The organism is Microbulbifer maximicatervae (SeqCode) (assembly GCF_052467505.1).
Genome location: NZ_CP174313.1, coordinates 2,809,557 through 2,829,863, shown reverse-complemented (window position 1 = coordinate 2,829,863; position 20,307 = coordinate 2,809,557). Strand labels below are relative to the sequence as shown.

19 protein-coding genes and 1 tRNA gene are annotated in these 20,307 nt (G+C 52.5%); 13 read left to right on the top strand and 7 right to left on the bottom strand.

From position 1 onward, the window contains the following. From ACJJIN_RS12515 to ACJJIN_RS12500, 4 genes are read left to right on the top strand one after another with little or no spacing between them, the layout of a single operon-like run. Window positions 1-2,694, top strand: coding sequence for a phage tail-collar fiber domain-containing protein (locus tag ACJJIN_RS12515; RefSeq protein ID WP_444894905.1), 2,694 nt, complete (start codon window positions 1-3; stop codon window positions 2,692-2,694). A 14-nt stretch (window positions 2,695-2,708) separates the two neighbouring features. Then, window positions 2,709-3,188: a baseplate complex protein gene (locus tag ACJJIN_RS12510; RefSeq protein WP_444894904.1), complete on the top strand. Its 480-nt coding sequence runs from the start codon at window positions 2,709-2,711 to the stop codon at window positions 3,186-3,188. Beyond that, the gene (locus ACJJIN_RS12505; RefSeq protein WP_444894903.1) at window positions 3,185-3,892 is read left to right on the top strand and encodes a hypothetical protein; all 708 of its coding nucleotides are present in this window, start codon (window positions 3,185-3,187) and stop codon (window positions 3,890-3,892) included. The genes ACJJIN_RS12510 and ACJJIN_RS12505 overlap by 4 nt, the downstream gene beginning before the upstream one ends. Before the next feature lie 2 nt (window positions 3,893-3,894). After that, window positions 3,895-4,623, top strand: coding sequence for a hypothetical protein (locus ACJJIN_RS12500; protein WP_444894902.1), 729 nt, complete (start codon window positions 3,895-3,897; stop codon window positions 4,621-4,623). Between the two features lie 11 nt (window positions 4,624-4,634). Here the strand turns inward: ACJJIN_RS12500 and ACJJIN_RS12495 are convergent, their stop codons facing one another. The 4 genes from ACJJIN_RS12495 to ACJJIN_RS12480 form a co-directional block, all read right to left on the bottom strand. Then, on the bottom strand, window positions 4,635-5,621 hold the full coding sequence (locus ACJJIN_RS12495) for a hypothetical protein (RefSeq protein WP_444894901.1): 987 nt from the start codon (window positions 5,619-5,621) through the stop codon (window positions 4,635-4,637). 37 nt (window positions 5,622-5,658) lie between these two features. Continuing rightward, complete coding sequence (locus ACJJIN_RS12490; protein ID WP_444894900.1) at window positions 5,659-6,099, bottom strand: hypothetical protein; 441 nt, start codon at window positions 6,097-6,099, stop codon at window positions 5,659-5,661. Between the two features lie 39 nt (window positions 6,100-6,138). Further along, complete coding sequence (locus ACJJIN_RS12485; RefSeq protein ID WP_444894899.1) at window positions 6,139-6,591, bottom strand: hypothetical protein; 453 nt, start codon at window positions 6,589-6,591, stop codon at window positions 6,139-6,141. Between the two features lie 541 nt (window positions 6,592-7,132). Then, window positions 7,133-7,219: transfer RNA gene (locus tag ACJJIN_RS12480), tRNA-Leu, on the bottom strand. Between the two features lie 444 nt (window positions 7,220-7,663). On the opposite strand from ACJJIN_RS12480, the gene queA reads away from it, so the two are divergent. The 4 genes from queA to secF all read left to right on the top strand — a co-directional run bounded on the left by queA (window position 7,664) and on the right by secF (window position 12,971). After that, complete coding sequence (queA, locus tag ACJJIN_RS12475; RefSeq protein WP_444894898.1) at window positions 7,664-8,737, top strand: tRNA preQ1(34) S-adenosylmethionine ribosyltransferase-isomerase QueA; 1,074 nt, start codon at window positions 7,664-7,666, stop codon at window positions 8,735-8,737. Window positions 8,738-8,751: 14 nt separating this feature from the next. Then, window positions 8,752-9,870 carry a tRNA guanosine(34) transglycosylase Tgt gene (tgt, locus tag ACJJIN_RS12470; RefSeq protein WP_444898252.1) on the top strand — a complete coding sequence of 373 codons (1,119 nt, stop codon included), beginning with the start codon at window positions 8,752-8,754 and terminating at the stop codon, window positions 9,868-9,870. Between the two features lie 219 nt (window positions 9,871-10,089). Beyond that, on the top strand, window positions 10,090-11,958 hold the full coding sequence (gene secD, locus ACJJIN_RS12465; protein WP_444894897.1) for a protein translocase subunit SecD: 1,869 nt from the start codon (window positions 10,090-10,092) through the stop codon (window positions 11,956-11,958). An 11-nt stretch (window positions 11,959-11,969) separates the two neighbouring features. Beyond that, window positions 11,970-12,971 carry a protein translocase subunit SecF gene (gene secF / locus ACJJIN_RS12460; RefSeq protein WP_444894896.1) on the top strand — a complete coding sequence of 334 codons (1,002 nt, stop codon included), beginning with the start codon at window positions 11,970-11,972 and terminating at the stop codon, window positions 12,969-12,971. A 105-nt stretch (window positions 12,972-13,076) separates the two neighbouring features. Here secF and ACJJIN_RS12455 read toward each other — a convergent pair whose 3' ends face one another. From ACJJIN_RS12455 to pyrC, 3 genes are all read right to left on the bottom strand, one after another. Beyond that, window positions 13,077-13,271 (bottom strand): PFL_1563 family small protein, encoded by a 195-nt coding sequence (locus tag ACJJIN_RS12455; protein ID WP_413664697.1) that lies wholly within the window; start codon window positions 13,269-13,271, stop codon window positions 13,077-13,079. A gap of 170 nt (window positions 13,272-13,441) precedes the next feature. Further along, window positions 13,442-14,113: a ribonuclease T gene (gene rnt, locus ACJJIN_RS12450; protein WP_282931564.1), complete on the bottom strand. Its 672-nt coding sequence runs from the start codon at window positions 14,111-14,113 to the stop codon at window positions 13,442-13,444. A gap of 129 nt (window positions 14,114-14,242) precedes the next feature. Then, a complete protein-coding gene (gene pyrC / locus ACJJIN_RS12445; RefSeq protein WP_444894895.1) occupies window positions 14,243-15,274 on the bottom strand; it encodes a dihydroorotase in 1,032 nt (343 codons plus the stop codon). A 319-nt stretch (window positions 15,275-15,593) separates the two neighbouring features. Here pyrC and ACJJIN_RS12440 point away from each other — a divergent pair, with 319 nt between their 5' ends. From ACJJIN_RS12440 to ccoP, 5 genes are all read left to right on the top strand, one after another. Then, window positions 15,594-16,814 (top strand): argininosuccinate synthase, encoded by a 1,221-nt coding sequence (locus ACJJIN_RS12440; RefSeq protein ID WP_413664699.1) that lies wholly within the window; start codon window positions 15,594-15,596, stop codon window positions 16,812-16,814. Between the two features lie 155 nt (window positions 16,815-16,969). Next, window positions 16,970-18,424: a cytochrome-c oxidase, cbb3-type subunit I gene (ccoN, locus tag ACJJIN_RS12435; RefSeq protein WP_282931567.1), complete on the top strand. Its 1,455-nt coding sequence runs from the start codon at window positions 16,970-16,972 to the stop codon at window positions 18,422-18,424. 11 nt (window positions 18,425-18,435) lie between these two features. Beyond that, complete coding sequence (gene ccoO, locus ACJJIN_RS12430; RefSeq protein ID WP_413664701.1) at window positions 18,436-19,053, top strand: cytochrome-c oxidase, cbb3-type subunit II; 618 nt, start codon at window positions 18,436-18,438, stop codon at window positions 19,051-19,053. A gap of 18 nt (window positions 19,054-19,071) precedes the next feature. After that, on the top strand, window positions 19,072-19,305 hold the full coding sequence (locus tag ACJJIN_RS12425) for a cbb3-type cytochrome oxidase subunit 3 (RefSeq protein WP_413664702.1): 234 nt from the start codon (window positions 19,072-19,074) through the stop codon (window positions 19,303-19,305). Beyond that, window positions 19,305-20,213: a cytochrome-c oxidase, cbb3-type subunit III gene (gene ccoP / locus ACJJIN_RS12420; RefSeq protein WP_444894894.1), complete on the top strand. Its 909-nt coding sequence runs from the start codon at window positions 19,305-19,307 to the stop codon at window positions 20,211-20,213. Before ACJJIN_RS12425 ends, ccoP begins: the two co-directional genes overlap by 1 nt. Window positions 20,214-20,307 lie beyond the last annotated feature (94 nt).

Genomic DNA, 20,307 nt, shown 5'->3' with positions numbered 1-20,307 from the left:
ATGAGCATTGGCATTTTGACGAATGCGGGCCGCGATCTGTTTGCACAAAAAGCGGCGTCGGGTGATACGTTAATCATTAACCGGTTTTTACTGGCGAATATTCCTGACCTGGATTCGGCGACAAGTCCAGACCCCGATGAGCCAATGCCAGCATTAGAAAACCGTGTTCGGGAATTCTCAGTGACAAGGCACGGCTACGTCTCTAACGACAAGGTAGTTTATTCCGTATATCTGGATAGCTCGGAGGGAGATTACACGTTTAACTGGGTGGGCCTTCTGGCTGATGACGATACGCTTATCGCCGTGCGATATATTGAACCCATTAGAAAATACAAGACCAGCGGTACCGAGGTGGGTAACAGTATCACCCGGAATTTTATGGTCACCTATACCGATGCCCAGGCGATCACCAATATCACCATTGACGCCAACACCTGGCAGTTGGCTTTTGATACTGCAACGGAGAGTCAGGCCGGTTTATCAAGAATTGCCAATCAGGAGAAAGTCGATAACGGGGATGATGATTTTGATTTTGTCACGTCTCAAAAGTTGGCATTGAGTAAACGGCTCAAGCGCACCTTCACTAACCTGGCAGATTTCCTTGCGGATGTGCAGTTGCGCGAAGGGCAGTTTGTCGAGATTTTAGGGCGCGAGGTTGCCGGCGATGACGGGGCCAACGCCTATCAAATGGTGAGTGCGAATACAGCTGCTCACGATAATGGCAGCTATATCGATCATCCAAATAGCGGGTTACAAGCAAAAGGTATGTTTCCCAAAGGGGTGGTTTACCTAGAGCAGTTTGGCGCGACCAGTGGCGGTTCTGTATTGGAAAACTCAGAGGTGCAAGCGGCCCTGGATTTTGCAAGGGATCAGAACTTGCCCTGGCGCGGTAGAGGTAACTATTGGGTTGAGGCAGTAACAGCCTACACGCCGAGCGATTCAGACTGTACTTTAGTCGCGGATACCTCATCCGAGGACGCGGTGTTAACTATTGCAAATCCAAACCCCAAAGAGACGCTCAGTAACTCCATAATCAATGACGTGTTGCCGTTGTACAAGGGCCAAACCAATATCCCTGGCTTGGGTGAACATTACGGAAAGTATATCCGTGCGGCTTCTACTGACCAGTACCTGGCGAGAACGAATTACCCCGATATGTATCGCACAGAACTTCACTTTATGGTGACAACTCCAGAGGGCGATATCTGGCCGCCGCTGCCATTTGATGTTCCTGACAACACGGTTTTTTCGGTAGTAGAAGCAGAACCAATACTGCCCAGGTTGGAAGTGTCGGGTGTAAATATTCGCACCTTGGATGGTAGCGGTATTCGCACCTGTTTGTATCGATGTTCACGAAGTGCGGTGACTTTCAAGAGTTCTACGTTAGAAAACACTTCCGAACAGTCAATCGGAAATTTGTATCAAGTCTCCAATGCTTATGGCTGTGTTGCCAGTAGTGTTGTTGTGAAAGGTGCGATGGTCAATACAACGAACTATGGGTTTAATCACTCTGGGGCTAATCACCGACTAGTAACCTGTGAAGCGCTTTACTGTCGGCGCTCTGTTGATGCCAGTTATCAAAATTGGCTAGTAATTGAAGGTGGCAGTTTTCCGGATGGTATTGGCGCCCACTTGGGGTTCAACATCAAAGCTGGCCGAGCCTCTATTGGCTGGTATAAAACTGGAGATTTGACCAGCCTACAATTTACGGGTGGGGACATTTCTGTTGATGACTGTGATCTGACAACGCAGAGAGCAATTTTTAATATACGCAGTGATGCCCCGGAAGTTATTGGTAGTATAAAGATAACGAATTCACGACTTACAATCGATGTAACCGAAGTGGCTGCTGTAGATGATGTACACATTGTTATGTGTGATAAACCCCAGGAAATGTATGACTCGGGCAGAAACATTAATACGCCAAAGCATATATTGGTTTCTGGTAACACGATAAAGTTAAAAGGCTCGATAGGGATTAACGCGCTGTATCTTCTCCAGTTGTTTAATGGCGGCACATTGGTTCGAAACCAGGTTGTCGACACGCTGTGTGAGTTTACCGATAACAGCTATGACCTAGAAGACAGCAGTACTATCACAAAAATTCTGTTCAACAAAGAGGCTACTGACTTGGGCCCAGGTTTGCGCTTCTACAGTAATGATGAATTGCCAAATTTTCAGCCCTATCTGGCCAATTCCATAGCTAATTACAGCGAGCCGTTTGCCTATGTTACTGCAAAGCGGGCGATAAATTCACAGGCTAAAATGGATTCTGGCTTTGTAAAAAAGGCGGTAATTGGTGATGCCGTATTTTCATTTGCCACTAGTACGCCACCAGATCATAAAGAGCGGTGGTATTCCGTATCTGCGCATAGTGACAATCCAAGAATCACAAAAAGAATCCCTGATGATGATGTGGCGATTTTAGAGGAAATGCCATTGTATTCAGTGGTTGAAATCCATCAGCGCAACGGCATGAATGTTTTTGCCACTGTGCTTGTAGATGGTTCAGGTACGCCGATGTTAAAGGGGATTAATCAGTCGGATGCTGTAGACCTGGTTGCAGACACAGCACTCAATGGAACAACAGGCAGTGACGGGAAGTTTACAGTCAGCAGTACCGCCACTGCGCTGTATATGGAAAACCGAACAGGTGAGACACTGCCAATCAGTATCCACTTGCGCGAGCTATAGTATGAGGCATTGCTATGGTATTGAATGATACGAAAATACCGGGATATGGACTTACCGTTAGTGTAGCGACAGAATTTTCCAGCGAATCTCTAAGCGGTGAGACCAGCAGCACAAGTTCGGTACATAAAGGCATAAAGCCAAAAATAATTACTGTCTCATTTATCATTAAGTATATTGAGGCGGATTCCCTGACGAGTTTCTATAGGCTGGCTGAAAGCGTGAATGATAACGGGGAACTTACGGTCTATAACATTACCAGCTCAAGTGCCAATGCCGCTAATATTAGGCAGGTGATTTTTTCAGGGCGTATAGATCAGCGGGAAATGCAGGATATAAAAGCGTGGCGAATTAGCTTTAGTTTACAGGAATATTTGAGTACGGCTGAAAAAACTGAGTTGCGACAGGAATCCACAAAATCCAGTCCTTTACAGCAATTTCAAGCAGGCACGCAATTTGAGAAGCTGTTGAATACCGTTGTCGAGCAAACTGCATGAAACTTCATAAGCAAATTTCTGTTGGAGGGGAAATTTACAAATTAGTGGATAGCAATATCCGACTGAACTTATTCACTCCAGGCAGAGCGGTGTTTTCCTTACAGTCCTCTGAGCCTATTTCCGGCTTAACTATTTTTAGTTGTGGTTATGACGCTGGCAGCCTCTCCCCTTGGTTTGTGGGTTTTGTAGAATCCAGCACTACGGTGAATACACAGCAGCAACGTATTTTCTGTAGAGAGCTGAGTGCAGTACTCTACTATCGCCTGCCCATCGCCCTTCGAAATGTCGGTCTAGAAGAAACCCTCCATAAAATAGGTGAGTTATCGGGTCTGGAATTCAGCTTGCCACAAGGTGAATTTGAATATTTAAAAAATCGGACCGCTGCTTTTTACAATACAGGTAACGGCTTCCATGCAATGGATTCTCTCGCCAGTGTTTTTAACATTCCCAAGTTGTTATGGCAGCTTCAGGCGGGTGGGGATCTTTTTGTGGGCAGTTGGGACCACTCCTACTGGGCGGATAAACCCGTGCAAATCGACCGCAGCTGGGAGCGGCAGTTGACCAGCCATAACGGCGCAACCCTGCCGGCACTGCCCGCACTGCGCCCTGGTGCGCTCTACAACGGCGACATACTGACCGGGGTGGAGCTCGCGGGGACGCAAATGAATATCACCTGGTCGGCCAATCCCTGGGCGGAGCGTTAGCGATGCTGGAAAAAATCATTAAGCGAATTGTCCGGCGCCTGTTCCCGGAATTAACCGGCGGTTTGCACTTGCCGCTGTGGGGGCAAGTAATTAACGCCCCGGTAGCCATTACTGAGGCGGTAGAGAGCACCGACGAACAGCCAGGCTATTGCGTAGACGTGCAGCTACTGGGCGCGGACGGCAAAGCGGATTCGGCTATGCCGCTAATGGAAAAGGTACCGCTGCCGGTAACGGGTATTGGCGCAGAGCGGGGGTTGTATGGATTCCCGCAACCGGGCGCCCTGGTGGAGCTCGGCTTTGTTATGGGCTTGCCGCACCGGCCGTTTATTCGCTCGGTATTTGCGCGGGGTGAGTTGCTGCCGCAGCTGGGGGCCAAAGATTTATTACTGGCCCAGGACGCGGCCAATTACTACCGCATCGACGGCAAGGGCAATATTAGCGAGCAGTGCCAGGCAGTGGCAGAGCGCTTCGCCGCACTAAAGCAACGCCTGGTAGTGAAGGACGGCGGCACTGTGTGGCTAGGCAATGAATCCAGCAACGTACTGCGCATCCTGGATGACTTAATCAAAGTGACCAGCACAATAGCGAACACGGCGGCAGGGCACACTCACGAGTACACGGATAACGGCACGAAACTAAAAACCAAAGTGCCGGACCAGGCTGGGGAGTTTAGTGGGCAGAAGGGTAGCGCCGATTCATTGGATTCTGAACTGGCGCCGATTGTGGGTTGAGGACTAAAAAACTAGACAAGTTCTTCGGGGGAGGGCTGGCTGATTTTTTCCTCTACAACTCTTACCGTGTTTGGGTTTTTGATATCTGTAAAATAAAAGACAATATTATATCCTTTATCTTTCTTCAGCTGGTGCTTCAGCTGGTGCTTCAGCTGCCTAAATCTAGGGTAAAGATGGCCTATACCTATTACATTCTCGGAGACTCTTTCCTCACTAGCTGACAAACTTAGTAGACCGTTAACAGCGACGGCTATTGCATTTTGTATTTGGTTTAAATTAACACCATCTAGGTTTGTAGTTCTTGCATAGCTATCGATATGAAAAATTTCTAAAATATCGTAAAGTTTTTTTGTTCTATCGATCTGTTGCTCGATTTCGTAATCAATAATGGATTTGGTTTTGCAAAATTTGGCTTCTGCTTCGCAGAGCTCATTTAAGGTTTGGATTGCTTCGAATAATCTGGACTCTCCGCTTCCCATATTGTCTATTGATATTTTAAAATCGCTGATACGGCTATTAGGGAAGCAGGCTTTGTATAGTTTTGTTTTATCAGTAAACACCACTTTCTGGTTCTTTTTTATCTGATTGAGAAAATTTTCGTATCTCTCTTTGTGGTCTAGGTAATTTGAGTAGGAGCTTTTTTGTTGTTCGTGCTCCCAGAGACGGTTTGCATGATTAAGTTGCTCATAAGCAAGATTAAGTTGTTGAGCAGTTTGCTCGCTACGGAATACCATACCTCTGACACCTGCTAGCACAAGAACCCCTGCAAATGCCTTAAAGGCTGGGGTAAGATATCTCACCAAGTTTTCGAAGCCTTGATAATTGGGTGCAAAGTTATATTGTGGGTCTTGGCTTATTGCTAATAGAATTAATATAACTATCGCTATGATAAACAAGACTACAAAAGAGCCAAATATTAAGTGTCGAAATAGGGGGTCTTGTGATAATTTTATTAGAATTGCTTTTGTCTCTTTTTTTTTGTCATTGCCGTTAACCATACTTTTGAATATATCCTTTATTACTTGAATGCTATTTCTAGTTATTTTGTGGGAGATCTTTATTAATTCCGGTAAGGCCAAGGTATTTTTCATTTGGGCCGTTAAATAGTAGTAGGTCTATGGTTGCTTTATGGTCTAAGCGCACTGCAATATTGTCATACGAGTTTTTTGACTGTGTGTAGGTTTCACTATCCCATTTACAAACAGCATGAATCTTATCTTTATCCTCGATTGAATTGACAGCAACTCCAGAGATCATGGATGTTCCAAATACTTGGATTTCACACCTACGGGAAGCAGACTCTCCAATTACAATTAGCACACCAGACTCGGTATCCATGGCTTCGAATATCTTTAGCCGTTCACTATCAACTTCTTTTAGATTGTCCGCAGTTGGAAAGACTTTGTTCGACCTGTCACAGCCAGGCAATAGGGAGAGACCGGTAATGAGCACAAGCAGCCCTGCAAAGAAACGCATTTCCACCTCCTATTAGTTTTCGTTTTTATTGGGGGTTATTTACTGGCCGTCTTTGACTGCAAGTTCAACGGTATCGAAGTCTATATTTACAGGGGACTTCTCTATTTTAGGTGAGTAGATCATGGCGATCCCATTGGCGGCGTAAACTTCCTCGTCTTTCACCCAGTAAGCAGCCTGGGATTCTGTAAGCACTGCGACACCGTCGTCTAAGTGAGCGCTCAAGTTATCCGCCAACAAATGGCGAACATCTCTTGTCATGGTTTCTCTTATCAGAGTGATAGCGGTAATTTCGGCGGGGCTAAGTTGTCGTGTAGGCTCGGTCGGTTCATCCTGCCCACTAATAAAAAGCCCCAGGCCGATAGCCCCAAAAAAGACAAAAGGCCCCCAAATTGACTTCCAGCTACTGGTCTCTTTTCCTCGAAGCTTGTTGCCTACCATCGTGGCGGTTCCAACGATGGCAATAAAAAGAATTAATCCCCCAAAAAATGACATCACTGCTCTCCTTGTGATTTGTTATTCAACAAAATCCTACCACCCCAAGAAGATGCTTCAAAACCTGTAGCACGCAGCAATCACGCCCTAACAAAATTTCAAAACTCTTCAAGCCTTACCAAAGCAACCAAAACCACCAATCTCCCCCCAAACCCCGCAACTCCTAAGGCCTACAGCCCCCTCTGTTCAAAAAACATACCGCCAATAGGGTCGCCGTTCACTCCTCCCCACGCCTGCCGATTTTTGGCGTTCTTTTAGTTGATGAAATGAGACTAGCGGCCCTGGCCTGAGCTGGTGCGGGGTTTGGGTAAGAATTGGATTTCACACTTTGAAGAGATTGGAAGAGAAATGAAGGGGAGGTTCACAGGGGGAAAGCAATAGATTGATGGTGTCCACATGTGGGCAAGGTAGAGTTAAAAAAATCCTGTGTGGACACAATGTGGACACTTTGAGTCTTTTAAGCGCCATTCTTCAAAATTTAGGGAAGGTAAACCAGAATTAAAAAACCCGCGAAAGCTAGAGCTGACGCGGGTTTGAGAGATGGTACCAGAGGCCGGACTCGAACCGGCACGCTTTTAAGGGCGGGGGATTTTGAATCCCCTGTGTCTACCAATTTCACCACTCTGGCACTTTCGCTGCTCGACCTTGGGGTCGGTGCGAAGAGGGCGTGATTATAGCAATGCTTTCGCTTGGGTCAACCAGTGATTTCAATAACTTAGCGCATTTTCTGTCGTCCGAGTTGAGGAGCCTCTGAGAAACTCTGTAATGCCTCTGTGGGTCTTGAGGGCTGCAGATGTTAGGCGCAGCTCGCCGCGAATGGCACAGTCCTTTGCAAGAGCTGCAACGTGGCAGCTGTAGCCCTCAAGGCCCACCCTTTGGGGCTTGCAGAGCAATTCACACTCGGCGTTGCGGCTTCTTGCAAGGTCTAGACATTCCTGCAAAGCCGCGCCTTGATTGTGAACTGCTCTGCATGCCAGAGGTATCACGGAGTTTTTCAGAGGCTCCTTAACAGCTCCTAAAATTTCCTATAACCTTCGCGACCTCTCCATAGTTTCTAGATTTCCAGGATTCCATGCAGCGTCAGGACTTTGACTTTCATCTGCCCGATGAGCTGATCGCCCGCGCGCCCACCGAGGAGCGCCGTGGCAGCCGTCTTTTGTGTCTGGATGGGCCCGGCGGGGCCATAGCACATCGGCAGTTTCCAGATATTCTCGATCAGGTCCAAGCTGGTGATCTGATAGTCTTTAACGATACCCGGGTAATCCCGGCGCGTTTGTTCGCGCAGAAGGAGACCGGCGGTAAGTTGGAAATCCTGGTGGAGCGGGTGCTCAACGAGACGGATATCTGGGCCCACGTGCGCTCCAGTAAGTCGCCTAAGCCCGGTTCCACCATCGTCCTTGAGGACGGCACCCGTATAGAGGTGACCGGTCGCAAGGACGCTCTGTTTGAATTGTCCTTCCCCAAAGAAGAGGGTGTGCTGGCGATTCTGGATCGCCTCGGCCATATGCCGCTGCCTCCTTATATTGATCGTGAAGACGATGCCAGCGATCGCGAGCGCTACCAAACCGTATACGGCCGCAATGCCGGTGCTGTGGCGGCGCCGACGGCGGGGCTGCACTTTGATGATGAGATGATCGGTGCGTTGCGGGATAAAGGTGTTGAGGTTGTCTTCGTTACCCTGCATGTGGGTGCGGGTACTTTCCAACCGGTGCGCGTGGACAATATTTATGAGCACCAGATGCACAGCGAAGTGCTGGACGTCTCCCAGGAAGTGGTGGATGCGGTAACTGCTTGCCGCGCTCGCAATGGCAGCGTGATTGCGGTGGGTACCACCAGCGTGCGCGCGCTGGAAAGTGCGGCGCGCAGTGGCCAGTTACAGGCCACAGTGGGGGAGACAGATATCTTTATTTACCCCGGTTATGAATTCCAGGTTGTGGATAAGTTGGTCACCAACTTCCATCTGCCGGAGTCCACCTTATTGATGCTGGTGAGTGCCTTCGCGGGGTACCAGCATACGATGGCCGCTTATAAGGCCGCTGTTGAGGAGCGCTATCGCTTCTTTAGTTACGGCGATGCCATGTTTATTACCCGCGATCCCAATGCCAAAAAAGAAGAAGTAGCACCAGCGAAAGGAGATACCCAGTGAGCCGCGAATGTTTTATGCAGTTTGAAGTGGATACCACTGATGGCAAGGCCCGTCGCGGTCGCTTGCGTTTCCCTCGGGGTGTAGTGGAAACCCCGGCGTTTATGCCGGTGGGCACTTATGGCACCGTGAAAGGCATGTTGCCGAGGGATATCGAAGGGATCGGTGCACAGATTATTCTCGGCAATACCTTCCACCTGATGCTGCGCCCGGGTACCGAAGTGGTTAAAGCCCACGGCGACCTGCATGACTTTACTCAATGGTCCGGCCCGATCCTCACCGACTCCGGCGGTTTCCAGGTGTTTAGCCTGGGTGAGCTGCGCAAGATTACGGAAGAGGGGGTTTCTTTCCGCTCGCCTATTGATGGCAGCCCGGTATTCCTGGACCCGGAAGAATCCATGCGCGTTCAGCGGGACCTGGGTTCCGATATCGTAATGATCTTCGATGAGTGCACCCCTTATCCGGCCACCACCGATGAAGCGCGCAAATCTATGGAGTTGTCCCTGCGTTGGGCGGAGCGCTCCAAGAAGGCTCACGGCGATAGCCCGTCGGCGCTGTTCGGTATTGTGCAGGGCGGTATGTTCCCGGAATTGCGCGATGTGTCCTTGCGCGGCCTTACCGAGATTGGTTTCGATGGCTATGCCATTGGTGGCCTGTCTGTGGGTGAGCCTAAAGATGAGATGATCAAGGTCTTGGATCACCTGGCTCACAAGATGCCGGAAGATAAGCCGCGCTACCTGATGGGTGTGGGCAAGCCGGAGGATATTGTCGAGGCGGTGCGCCGCGGTGTGGATATGTTCGACTGCGTCATGCCTACTCGCAATGCACGTAATGGCCACCTGTTTACCTTCGAGGGTGTGGTAAAAATCCGCAACGCCAGGCACCGTCACGATACGGGTCCCTTGGAGGAAGAGTGCGATTGCTATACCTGTGAGAATTTCTCCCGCGCTTACCTGCATCACCTGGATCGCTGTGGTGAAATTCTCGGTGCGCAGCTGAATACGATTCACAATTTGCGCCACTACCAGCGCCTGATGCAAAAGCTGCGCGATGCCATTGCCGCCAATGAGTTGGAGGCTTATGTCGCCGAGTTCTACCGTGGTCTGGGCCGCGAGGTTCCGGCGCTGGAGGCCTGATCAGGCGTCGCTTTTACCCTGCCTGGGGTGCTGCTGGTCTCATTGCGGCACCCCTGTAATTTGTCCGTTCCCACGATCCCCGTATAATCAGCCCCCACTTTTATTGGGGGCGGTGTACCTTGCATTCTGCGTATACTGCCCGCATATCCAGGCAAATTGCTTAGGCAGATTGCCAAGATTTACCGGCCCTCGGGGTCACACTAGAACAATGAGAACAGCATGAATCGCTACCCGATCTGGAAGTACTTTCTGATTCTCGCGGTTGTGGCCTTTGGCCTGATGTACGCCGCGCCCAATCTCTATAAGCCGGACCCTGCCGTGCAGATTTCCGGGCAATCCAGTGCACTCACCATCGGCCCCGATGTCCTTGCGAATGCACAAAAAGCCCTGGATGAAGCGGGTATTGCTCACTTCGGCGGTGAAGTTGGGGACAAGTCAGTACTGATCCGCTTGAACTCCATGGAGGAGCAGTTGCCGGCTAAAGAGGCGATTCAAAAAGCGCTTGGTACCACCAACTATGTTGTCGCCCTGAACCTGGCTTCCACCACGCCCCAGTGGATGAAAGATATCGGCGCTAGCCCGATGAAGCTCGGTCTGGACCTGGCGGGTGGTGTGCACTTCCTGATGGAAGTCGACACCAACACCATCGTCAAGAACAACATGGAAAGCTACGAGCAGGAAGTGAAAAGCAAACTACGCGAAGCCAAGGCTCGTTACCGCAATGTGGAGCTGGTGGATGATCGCGAGATTATTGCCCGCTTCCGCAACGATGAGCTGCGCAGCTTGGCGATGTCCACTATGCGCAAGGAATTTCCGCAGCTTCAACTGCGCGAGTCCGGCAGCGGCGAAAACCTGGAGATCCGCGCAACCCTAACCGATCAGGAAATCAAGCAGCTGGAAGATTACGCAGTAACCCAGAACCTCACCACCCTGCGCAATCGGGTGAACGAGCTGGGTGTTGCTGAGCCGATCGTACAGCGTCAGGGCCGCAACCGTATCGTTGTGGAGCTGCCCGGTGTACAGGACACCGCAGAGGCCAAGCGTATTATCGGTAAAACTGCCAACCTCGAATACCGTATGGAAGCTCGCCCGGATGAGCTGGTTTCCAACAAGGAATACTTCGATTACCGCGATGAGCGTCAGGCGCAGATGTACGGTGGTGCCTGGTTGGAGCGCCAGATCATTATCAAGGGTGACAGCGTTACCAATGCCCGCGTCGGTTACGACGAGAGCGGTTTCCCGCAGGTAAATATCACCCTCGACGCCCGTGGCGGCGAGATGATGCACCGCGCTACCTGGAAGAATGTCGGTCGCCGTATGGGCACCCTGTTTATCGAGACTCGCTTTGAGCCGGTAACTGAGATCGACGAAAACGGTAACGAAGTTACCGTGCAGAAGCGTACTGAAGAGCGAAAAATTATCAGCTTGGCTACGGTACAGAGTGCCCTGGGCAAGCAGTTCCGCACCACCGGTCTGGACAGCCCGGCTGAAGCCCAGGAACTGGCCCTGCTGCTGCGTGCTGGCGCCCTGGCTGCGCCCATGTATTTTGTGGAAGAGCGTGTGATCGGCCCATCCCTGGGTGCCGATAACATCAAGGTGGGTGTGCAATCCGTACAGATCGGTCTGCTGGCCGTGATTATCTGTATGCTGATTTCCTACCGCGTATTTGGCTTGGCCGCGAACCTGGCCCTGGCGGTGAATATGATCCTGCTGGTGGCGGTGATGTCGCTGCTGGGTGCAACCCTCACACTGCCTGGTATTGCCGGTATCGTATTGACCGTGGGTATGGCGGTGGATGCCAACGTGCTTATATTCTCGCGAATACGGGAGGAGCTCAGGAATGGGATGCCTCCCCAGACAGCGATCAGTGCCGGTTTTGACAATGCTTACAGCACCATTGTGGATGCGAACATCACCACCCTGATTGTGGCGGTGATCCTGTATGCCATTGGTTCCGGTCCGGTACAGGGCTTCGCGGTAACCCTGTCTATCGGTATTCTCACCTCCATGTTCAGTGCCATCATGGGTACGCGAGCAATTGTTAACTTGTTCTACGGCGGTCGCCGTGTGCAGAAGCTCTGGATTTAAGGGAGTCAGTCATGAGTGAGACCAAAGTGGATAACGGCAAAATTACCGAGTACATGGGCAAGCGCGTCTACGACTTTATGCGCTGGCGCAAGATCGCCGGGATTGTCTCGGTGGTGCTGGTACTTTCCTCTATCGCCGCACTGGCAATGAACGGCCTGAAGTTCGGCCTGGACTTTACCGGTGGTACCCAGGTTGAAGTGGGCTATGAGGTAACGCCTTTTATCAGCGACGTGCGTGATCAGCTGGAAGCGGCGGGTTACGACGGTGCTACGGTAGTGAATTTTGGTTCTGAGAAGGACCTGCTGATCAAGTTGCCCCCTGCGGTGACCGAGGAAGAAATCCAGATCAGCGCTACCGATCAGGAAACAACGACACCGATCGGTGACAAGGTTGTGGCTCTCCTGAGAGAGGGCAGTGAGGGAGATGTTGAGCTGCGCCGTGTCGAGATGGTGGGCCCACAGGTAGGTGCCGAGCTGCGCGACGACGGCGGCCTGGGCATGATGCTGGCCCTGTTTATGGTGATGATCTACGTTGCCCTGCGCTTCCAGTACAAGTTCTCTTTCGGCGCTGTAGCGGCTCTGGGCCACGATGTGATTATCGTGCTGGGATTCTTTGCGGTGATGGGATTGGACTTCGATTTAACCGTGCTGGCGGCCGTGTTGGCGGTGATCGGTTACTCCCTGAACGATACCATCGTGGTATCAGACCGTATCCGCGAGAACTTCCGCAAGGTGCGCAAGGCTGAGTCTGAGGAGATTATCAATATCTCTATCAGTCAGACCCTGGGCCGTACCTTTATGACGTCCTTCACCACCTTACTGGTGCTGTGGGCGCTGCAGTTCTTCGGTGGGGAATTGATCCACAACTTCTCCCTGGCCTTAATTGTGGGTGTGGTAGTGGGTACTTACTCCTCTGTTTACGTAGCTGCCAACGTGCTGATGGCTTTGAATATCAACAAAGAAGACCTGATGCCGCCGGTGAAAGAGGGTGCGGAACTGGAAGAAATGCCCTGATGTGAATGAGAAGTGGCTGCGTTAATGCAGCCATATTCGAGCGGCCCCGGCCGCGCTTTGCTGCAGATCAGCGGAGCGCCGTCGGGGTTTTTTATTGCGCGGAGTTTAGGCTCTGGGCTTTTTGCCGAGGGTGATGTGCTTGGGGCCGGAAGTGTTGGTCTGCCCGCTCACCCCTTTGGGCACCTGCTCGATCTCACCGCCACCGGCGAGGAACGCCTTTACCTGCTCCTCGATACTTTCGCTGGTCTCGAGGGGAGCGGCTTGTTTGCGATTGGAGGAAGAGGAAGGTTTCTTGGCCACGGCGCTATCCGGTTTTTATGTGTAAGCGGGCCATATTAGCACGGCTTGCACAAAAAATCACCCAAGTGGCCAGAGTCTGCACATAGCGGGTGTTTTGTCGACAGCTTTCGAATAATTCTGTCGTTTTTGGATAAATCGGGCCGCTTCGAGGCAGCCCGGAAGATGGTGCGTTATTCGGCTTCTTCTGTGGTCTCTTCGGTTTCCAGCGGCCAACCGCCCATCTCTTTCCACTTGTTCACGATGCCGCAAAACAGGGTTGCGGTTTTTTCTGCGTCGTACTCGGCGGAGTGGGCGCAGTTGTTATCAAACTCGATTCCAGCAACCTGGCAAGCTTTGGCCAATACGGTCTGGCCGTAGGCGAGGCCGGCGAGGCTGGCGGTATCGAAGCAGGAGAAGGGGTGGAATGGGTTGCGCTTGATGCCGGTCCGCTCGACTGCTGCATTGACGAAGCCCAAGTCGAAGTGGGCATTGTGGGCAACCACGATGGCGCGGGTGCAGCTGTGCTTTTTCACGGCGCTGCGAATCTTGCGGAACAGCTCGGGGATGGCGATTTCTTCCGGCCAGGCGTCGCGGTCCGGGGATTCCAGGTCGATGCCAATAAAGTCGAGAGCGGATTGCTCAACATTGGCGCCCTCAAAAGGCTCCAGGTGGAAACTGTGGGTCTCCAGCGGGAAGAGGTTGCCGGAGTCATCCATGTCGAGGATAACCGCAGAAATTTCCAGCAGTGCATCGGTGCGGGCGTTAAAGCCGCCGGTTTCAAGGTCGATGACCACGGGCAGAAAGCCTCGGAATCGCTGGGCGAGAGAGCTTTTTGGTCCTGTGGGTTCTTCGGCGGGTGTCACGGTGGTTCCTTGTAAATCTTGTCTTCAGGCCAGCAGCATTTGGCGCTGGTGGGGCAGGGTATTGTATTCGAATTGCGGCGCCTGCCGGGAGTGTTCTCCCGCAGGCGCTGTAATCAGGGCACTCGCCGATTACGCAAGTTGCCAGTTTAAGGTTTCACCGGCTGCGAGGGGAATCAGATTTTCACCACCCATATCCAGTTTTTCTGGCAGGGTCCAGGGGCTCTTGACCAGGGTGATGGTGCCCTCGTTGCGCGGCAGCTCGTAGAAGTCGGGACCGAACTCACTGGCAAAGCCTTCCAGCTTGTCCAGTTTGCCCGCGCGCTCGAATACTTCTGCGTAGAGCTCAATAGCGGAGTAGGCGGTATAGCAGCCGGCGCAACCACAGGAGTGTTCTTTTTTGTGGTGGGCGTGGGGGGCTGAGTCGGTGCCGAGGAAAAACTTCGGGTTACCGCTGGTGGCCGCTTCGATCAGTGCATTTTGATGGTAGCCGCGCTTGAGGATTGGCAGGCAGTAAAAATGCGGTTGGATACCACCAACCAGCATATGGTTGCGGTTGTACAGCAGGTGGTGTGCGGTAATGGTTGCGGCAACGCCTTCGCGGGCGCCTTGTACAAACTCTACTGCTTGGGCGGTGGTGATATGTTCAAACACCACTTTCAGCGTGGGGAAATCATCTACCAGGCGGGACAGGGTTTTCTCGATAAAAGCCTGCTCGCGGTCGAAGATATCGATATCGCTGGTGGTCACTTCACCGTGTACCAGCAGCTTCATACCGCAGGCCTGCATCTCTTCCAGGGCCGGGTAGATGTTGGCGATATCGGTAACGCCGGAATCGGAGTTGGTGGTCGCGCCCGCTGGATACAGTTTGGCGGCGATAACACCGGCTTCATGAGCCTTGCGAATAACGGCAGCGTCGGTCTTGTCGGTGAGGTAGATCACCATCAAGGGTTCGAAAGGGGTGTCGGCGGGAACATTGGCGTTGATACGTTCCTTATAAGCCACTGCACTTTCGGCATCGGTCACAGGGGGTACCAGGTTGGGCATTACAATCACGCGGCGGAATTGTTTTGCAGCATCGGGCACGGTACGCCCGAGAGCGGCGCCGTCGCGCAGGTGAATGTGCCAGTCGTCGGGGGCGCGAAGGGTAATTTGCTCCGTCATGGTACTCCGTAAAGCTTCTTAGCGTAGTGAGTCGTTGTGCGGCGCGAATGCTACCCGAAGCTGTACAAAATTGCGATGCACGAAAAGGTTAAAAATCAATCAATTGTGCTTACTCGCGCCTTGGCGCTAGTCGATCGCGAGCTTAGGCGCTACAATCGCGCCCCGACAAAGAGTGTGGGTATTGTTGTGCCCGCAATTTACCGATCCTGGGCATATCTCCAAGAATAACTCCCCCAGACCGACACTAGTTTCGCGTAGTGGCATTCCCCGTCTCCGCGTTTTTGTCGCGGCGGCGTATTTCCGGCAGCAGAGGACAGCAATGAGCAAAATCGAAAAGGTGGTACTGGCATACTCCGGTGGATTGGATACGTCAGTAATCGTGCGATGGTTGCAGGAGACTTACGGTTGTGAAGTGGTGACTTTCACCGCTGATATCGGCCAGGGTGAAGAGGTGGAACCGGCCCGTGCCAAGGCCGAGGCCCTCGGGGTTAAAGAGATTTATATCGACGATCTGCGCGAAGAATATGTGCGCGATTTCGTTTTCCCGATGTTCCGCGCCAATGCGATTTATGAAGGGGAGTACCTGCTGGGTACCTCTATTGCGCGCCCGCTGATCGCCAAGCGCCTGATTGAGATTGCCAACGAGACTGGCGCCGATGCCATTTCCCACGGTGCTACCGGTAAAGGTAATGACCAGGTGCGCTTCGAACTGGGCGCTTACGCGCTGAAGCCGGGCATCCAGGTAATCGCTCCCTGGCGTGAGTGGGACCTGAACTCCCGCGAAAAGCTGATGCAGTACTGCGAGCAGCACAATATTCCGGTGGACTTCTCTTCCAGCAAGAAGAAATCCCCTTACTCGATGGATGCCAACCTGCTGCACATCTCTTATGAGGGCGGCAACCTCGAAGATCCCTGGGCGGAAGCCGAAGAGGATATGTGGCGCTGGAGTGTGAGCCCCGAGGCGGCTCCGGAAGAACCCACCTACATTACTTTGGGTTTTGAGAAGGGCGATCCCGTTTCTATCGACGGTGAGCGCTTAAGCCCTGCTACTTTGCTTGAGAAGCTGAATAAGTTGGGCGGAGCCAACGGTATCGGTCGTCTGGATATCGTGGAAAACCGCTACGTGGGAATGAAGTCCCGCGGCTGCTACGAAACACCGGGCGGCACCATTTTGATGAAGGCGCACCGCGCCATTGAGTCCATTACCCTGGATCGCGAAGTTGCGCACATGAAGGATTCCCTGATGCCGCGCTACGCCGAGCTGGTTTACAACGGTTACTGGTGGTCCCCGGAGCGCAGCATGCTCCAGGCTGCGATCGATGAGTCCCAGGATGTGGTTAACGGCGAAGTTCGCCTGAAACTGTACAAAGGCAGCGTGAGTGCTGTGGGCCGTCGCTCTGCGGACAGCCTCTTCGATGAGCGTATCGCTACCTTCGAAGACGATGCTGGCGCTTACGACCAGAAGGATGCGGAGGGCTTTATCAAGCTCAACGCCCTGCGTCTGCGCATTGCCGCAGGTAAAGGAAGAAAATTGATTTAGTTGATTTAGATCAGCAATCACCGGGCAAGGATGCGCTTAAATCCTTATCCGGCCAATAGTAACCACAGTGCCTCACACATTGTGGTTACACACCTTCTGTGGTGGGCCAGTCCCGCACAGTGGAACCGAATCTTAAAAGCAACGGAAGTAAAAACATGACGACAACGGTGGCAAAGACCGGCCCTGTGCCGGACTATGACTACAATATCGTGCGCCAGTTCACCATCATGTCCGTGGTCTGGGGCATTTTTGGTATGGGCATGGGCGTATTGATCGCAGCCCAGCTAGCCTGGCCTGAACTCAACGACTTTTGGCAGCCCTTCTCGCACTTCGGGCGCTTGAGGCCCCTGCACACCAATGCGGTAATTTTCGCCTTTGGTGGTAGTGTTCTCTTTGCCACTTCTTACTATGTGGTACAGCGTACCTGTCAGGTCCGCCTTTGGGGTGGCTGGCTGATCCCCTTCACCTTCTGGGGATGGCAGGCCGTTATCGTCGCCGCGGCAATTACCCTGCCGATGGGCTTCACTTCCACCAAGGAATACGCTGAGCTCGAGTGGCCTATCGATATCCTGATTGCCCTGGTTTGGGTTGCTTACGCGCTGGTGTTCTTCGGCACCATCATGAAGCGTAAGACTTCTCACATCTACGTGGCGAACTGGTTCTTCGGTGCTTACATCGTAACTATTGCTGTTCTCCATATCGTTAATAACCTGGAGATTCCTGTTGGCCCGTTCAAGTCCTACTCTATCTATTCGGGCACTAAGGACGCAATGATCCAGTGGTGGTATGGCCACAACGCAGTAGGGTTCTTCCTGACTGCAGCCTTCCTCGGCATCATGTACTACTTCGTACCTAAGCAAGCTGGTCGTCCGGTTTATTCCTACCAGCTGTCTATCGTTCACTTCTGGGCACTGATCTCCCTGTACGTATGGGCTGGTGGTCACCACCTGCACTACTCAGCGCTGCCCGACTGGGCTCAGAGCCTGGCGATGGTTATGTCCCTGATTCTGCTGGCACCTTCCTGGGGCGGTATGATCAACGGCATCATGACCCTGTCCGGCGCATGGCATAAGCTGCGCACCGACCCGACCCTGCGCTTCCTGGTGGTATCCCTGTCCTTCTACGGTATGTCTACCTTCGAAGGTCCGATGATGTCCATCAAGACTGTAAACGCTCTGTCTCACAACACTGACTGGACCGTTGGCCACGTACACTCCGGCGCTTTGGGCTGGGTTGCGATGATCTCTATCGGCGCTCTGTATCACCTGGTTCCGGTTCTGTGGAAGCGTCGCGAAATGTACAGCGCCAAGCTGATCAACGCGCACTTCTGGCTGGCCACTGTGGGTACTGTTCTGTACATCGCCGCTATGTGGGTTAACGGTATTACCCAGGGCCTGATGTGGCGTGCATTTAACGCCGACGGCACCCTGACTTACAGCTTCGTAGAGAGTGTTGTAGCCAGCCATCCGGGCTATGTAGTTCGCTGGTTGGGCGGCGCCATGTTCCTGGTGGGTATGCTGCTGATGGCTTACAACGTTTACCGCACGATTACCGAGAAGGTAAACGATGCCGAAGCCGATAACACCGTTCGAGCAGTGCCTGCGGCATAGGAGTTTAGATCGTGAAGAATCATGACCTCGTAGAAAAAAACATCGGCTGGATGATCTTTTTCACCATTATCGCCATCAGTTTCGGCGCACTGGTTGAGATCGTTCCGCAGTTCTTTACCAAGGATAACTACACGCCGCTGCCGGGGCAGAAGCCGCTGACAGCAATGGAGCTGGAAGGTCGCGATATCTACATTCGCGAAGGCTGCCACGTTTGCCACACTCAGATGATTCGTCCTCTGCGTGCGGAAGTTGAGCGTTACGGCCACTACTCCATGGCTCAGGAATCCATTTACGAGCACCCCTTCCTGTGGGGCTCCAAGCGTACCGGCCCAGACCTGGCGCGCGTAGGTGGACGCTACTCTGATGAATGGCAGCGCGCGCACTTGTACAACCCGCGCAGCGTTGTGCCTGAGTCAATCATGCCTGCTTACCCCTGGTTGTTCGACAATGTGGTAACTGGTGAATACACCGCACGTAAGATGGAAGCGCTGCGCTTCGTCGGTGTGCCCTACACCGATGACGACATCGCCAACGCCGCTGAGCCTTTCAAAGGTGGCAAGGTCAAGGAAATTGACGCGCTGGTCGCTTACTTGCAACAGCTGGGTACCCTGGTTACCCAAAAACGCTAATAGCGAGGAAGGAAACTCGTGACTATTGAAACTTTGCGGGAAATCGGTCTGGTTCTGGGCTCTGTGGCTTTTCTGGCGATCTGCTGGTGGGCCTTCTCTCCGAAGCGCAAGAAGCGCTTCGAAGAAGATGCCAATTTGCCATTTGCCGATGAAGAGCGACAAGCCGACAAGGACAAGTCGGCCGCTCAGCAGGACGAATCCAATTCCGGGGATAAACCCGGAGCCAATCGAAAACAGGGGCAGGATAAGTAATGAGTACATTCTGGAGTGTGTGGGTAATTGTGCTCACCCTCGCCAATCTGGCGTTGATTACCTGGGTGCTGTTCGCCAACCGAAAAGTGGCGGTGGATGACCAGGCTGAACCGGAAAACAAAACCACGGGCCACGTTTACGACGGCATCGAGGAATACGACAACCCGCTGCCCAAGTGGTGGTTCATGTTGTTCGTCGCCACCCTGGTGTTCTCTGCGGGATATCTGGTGGTTTACCCGGGTCTGGGTAACTTCAAAGGTGTCGGCAACTGGACTTCTGTCGGTGCATTGGAAGCTTCGCAAGCTAAGGCCCAGGAGAGGTTCCACGAGACCTTCGGTAAGTACGAAAATATGCCGATCGAGCAGATTGCGCAGAACCCCGAAGCCATCAAGATGGGTTCCCGGATCTTTGCTAACAACTGTGCGGTATGTCACGGTGCAGATGCCGGCGGTAACTTCGGCTTCCCGAACCTGACCGATAACGCCTGGCTGTACGGCGGCACCCCGGAGAAAATCCTGGAAACCCTGAATAACGGCCGTCAGGGCATGATGCCTCCTCAGGGGCCGGTGATCGGTGAAGAAGGTGTTAGAAATGCGACAGAGTATGTTCTCTCCCTGAACGGTCTGGAGCACGATACTGCCATGGCTGCCGAGGGTCAGAAGGTATTCAACACCGTGTGTATGGCTTGTCACGGTATGGATGCCAAAGGCAACCAAATGCTGGGTGCGCCGAACCTGACTGACGATATCTGGCTGTACGGTAGCAATCGCGAACAGATCCAACACACTATTCGCGGTGGTCGTACCAATATGATGCCCGCGCAAAAAGACAAGCTGCGTGAAGACAAAATCCGCCTCGTAGCGGCCTATGTCTACAGCCTGTCCCAGCAGGAAGAAGAAAAGCAGTAATTATCCATCGAGGTCCGGCATTTGCTGGGCCTTGTTTTATCAAGGGACTCCGGGCGCCGCAGGGACGGAGAAAAAAGCCTCAACATAAGGGGTT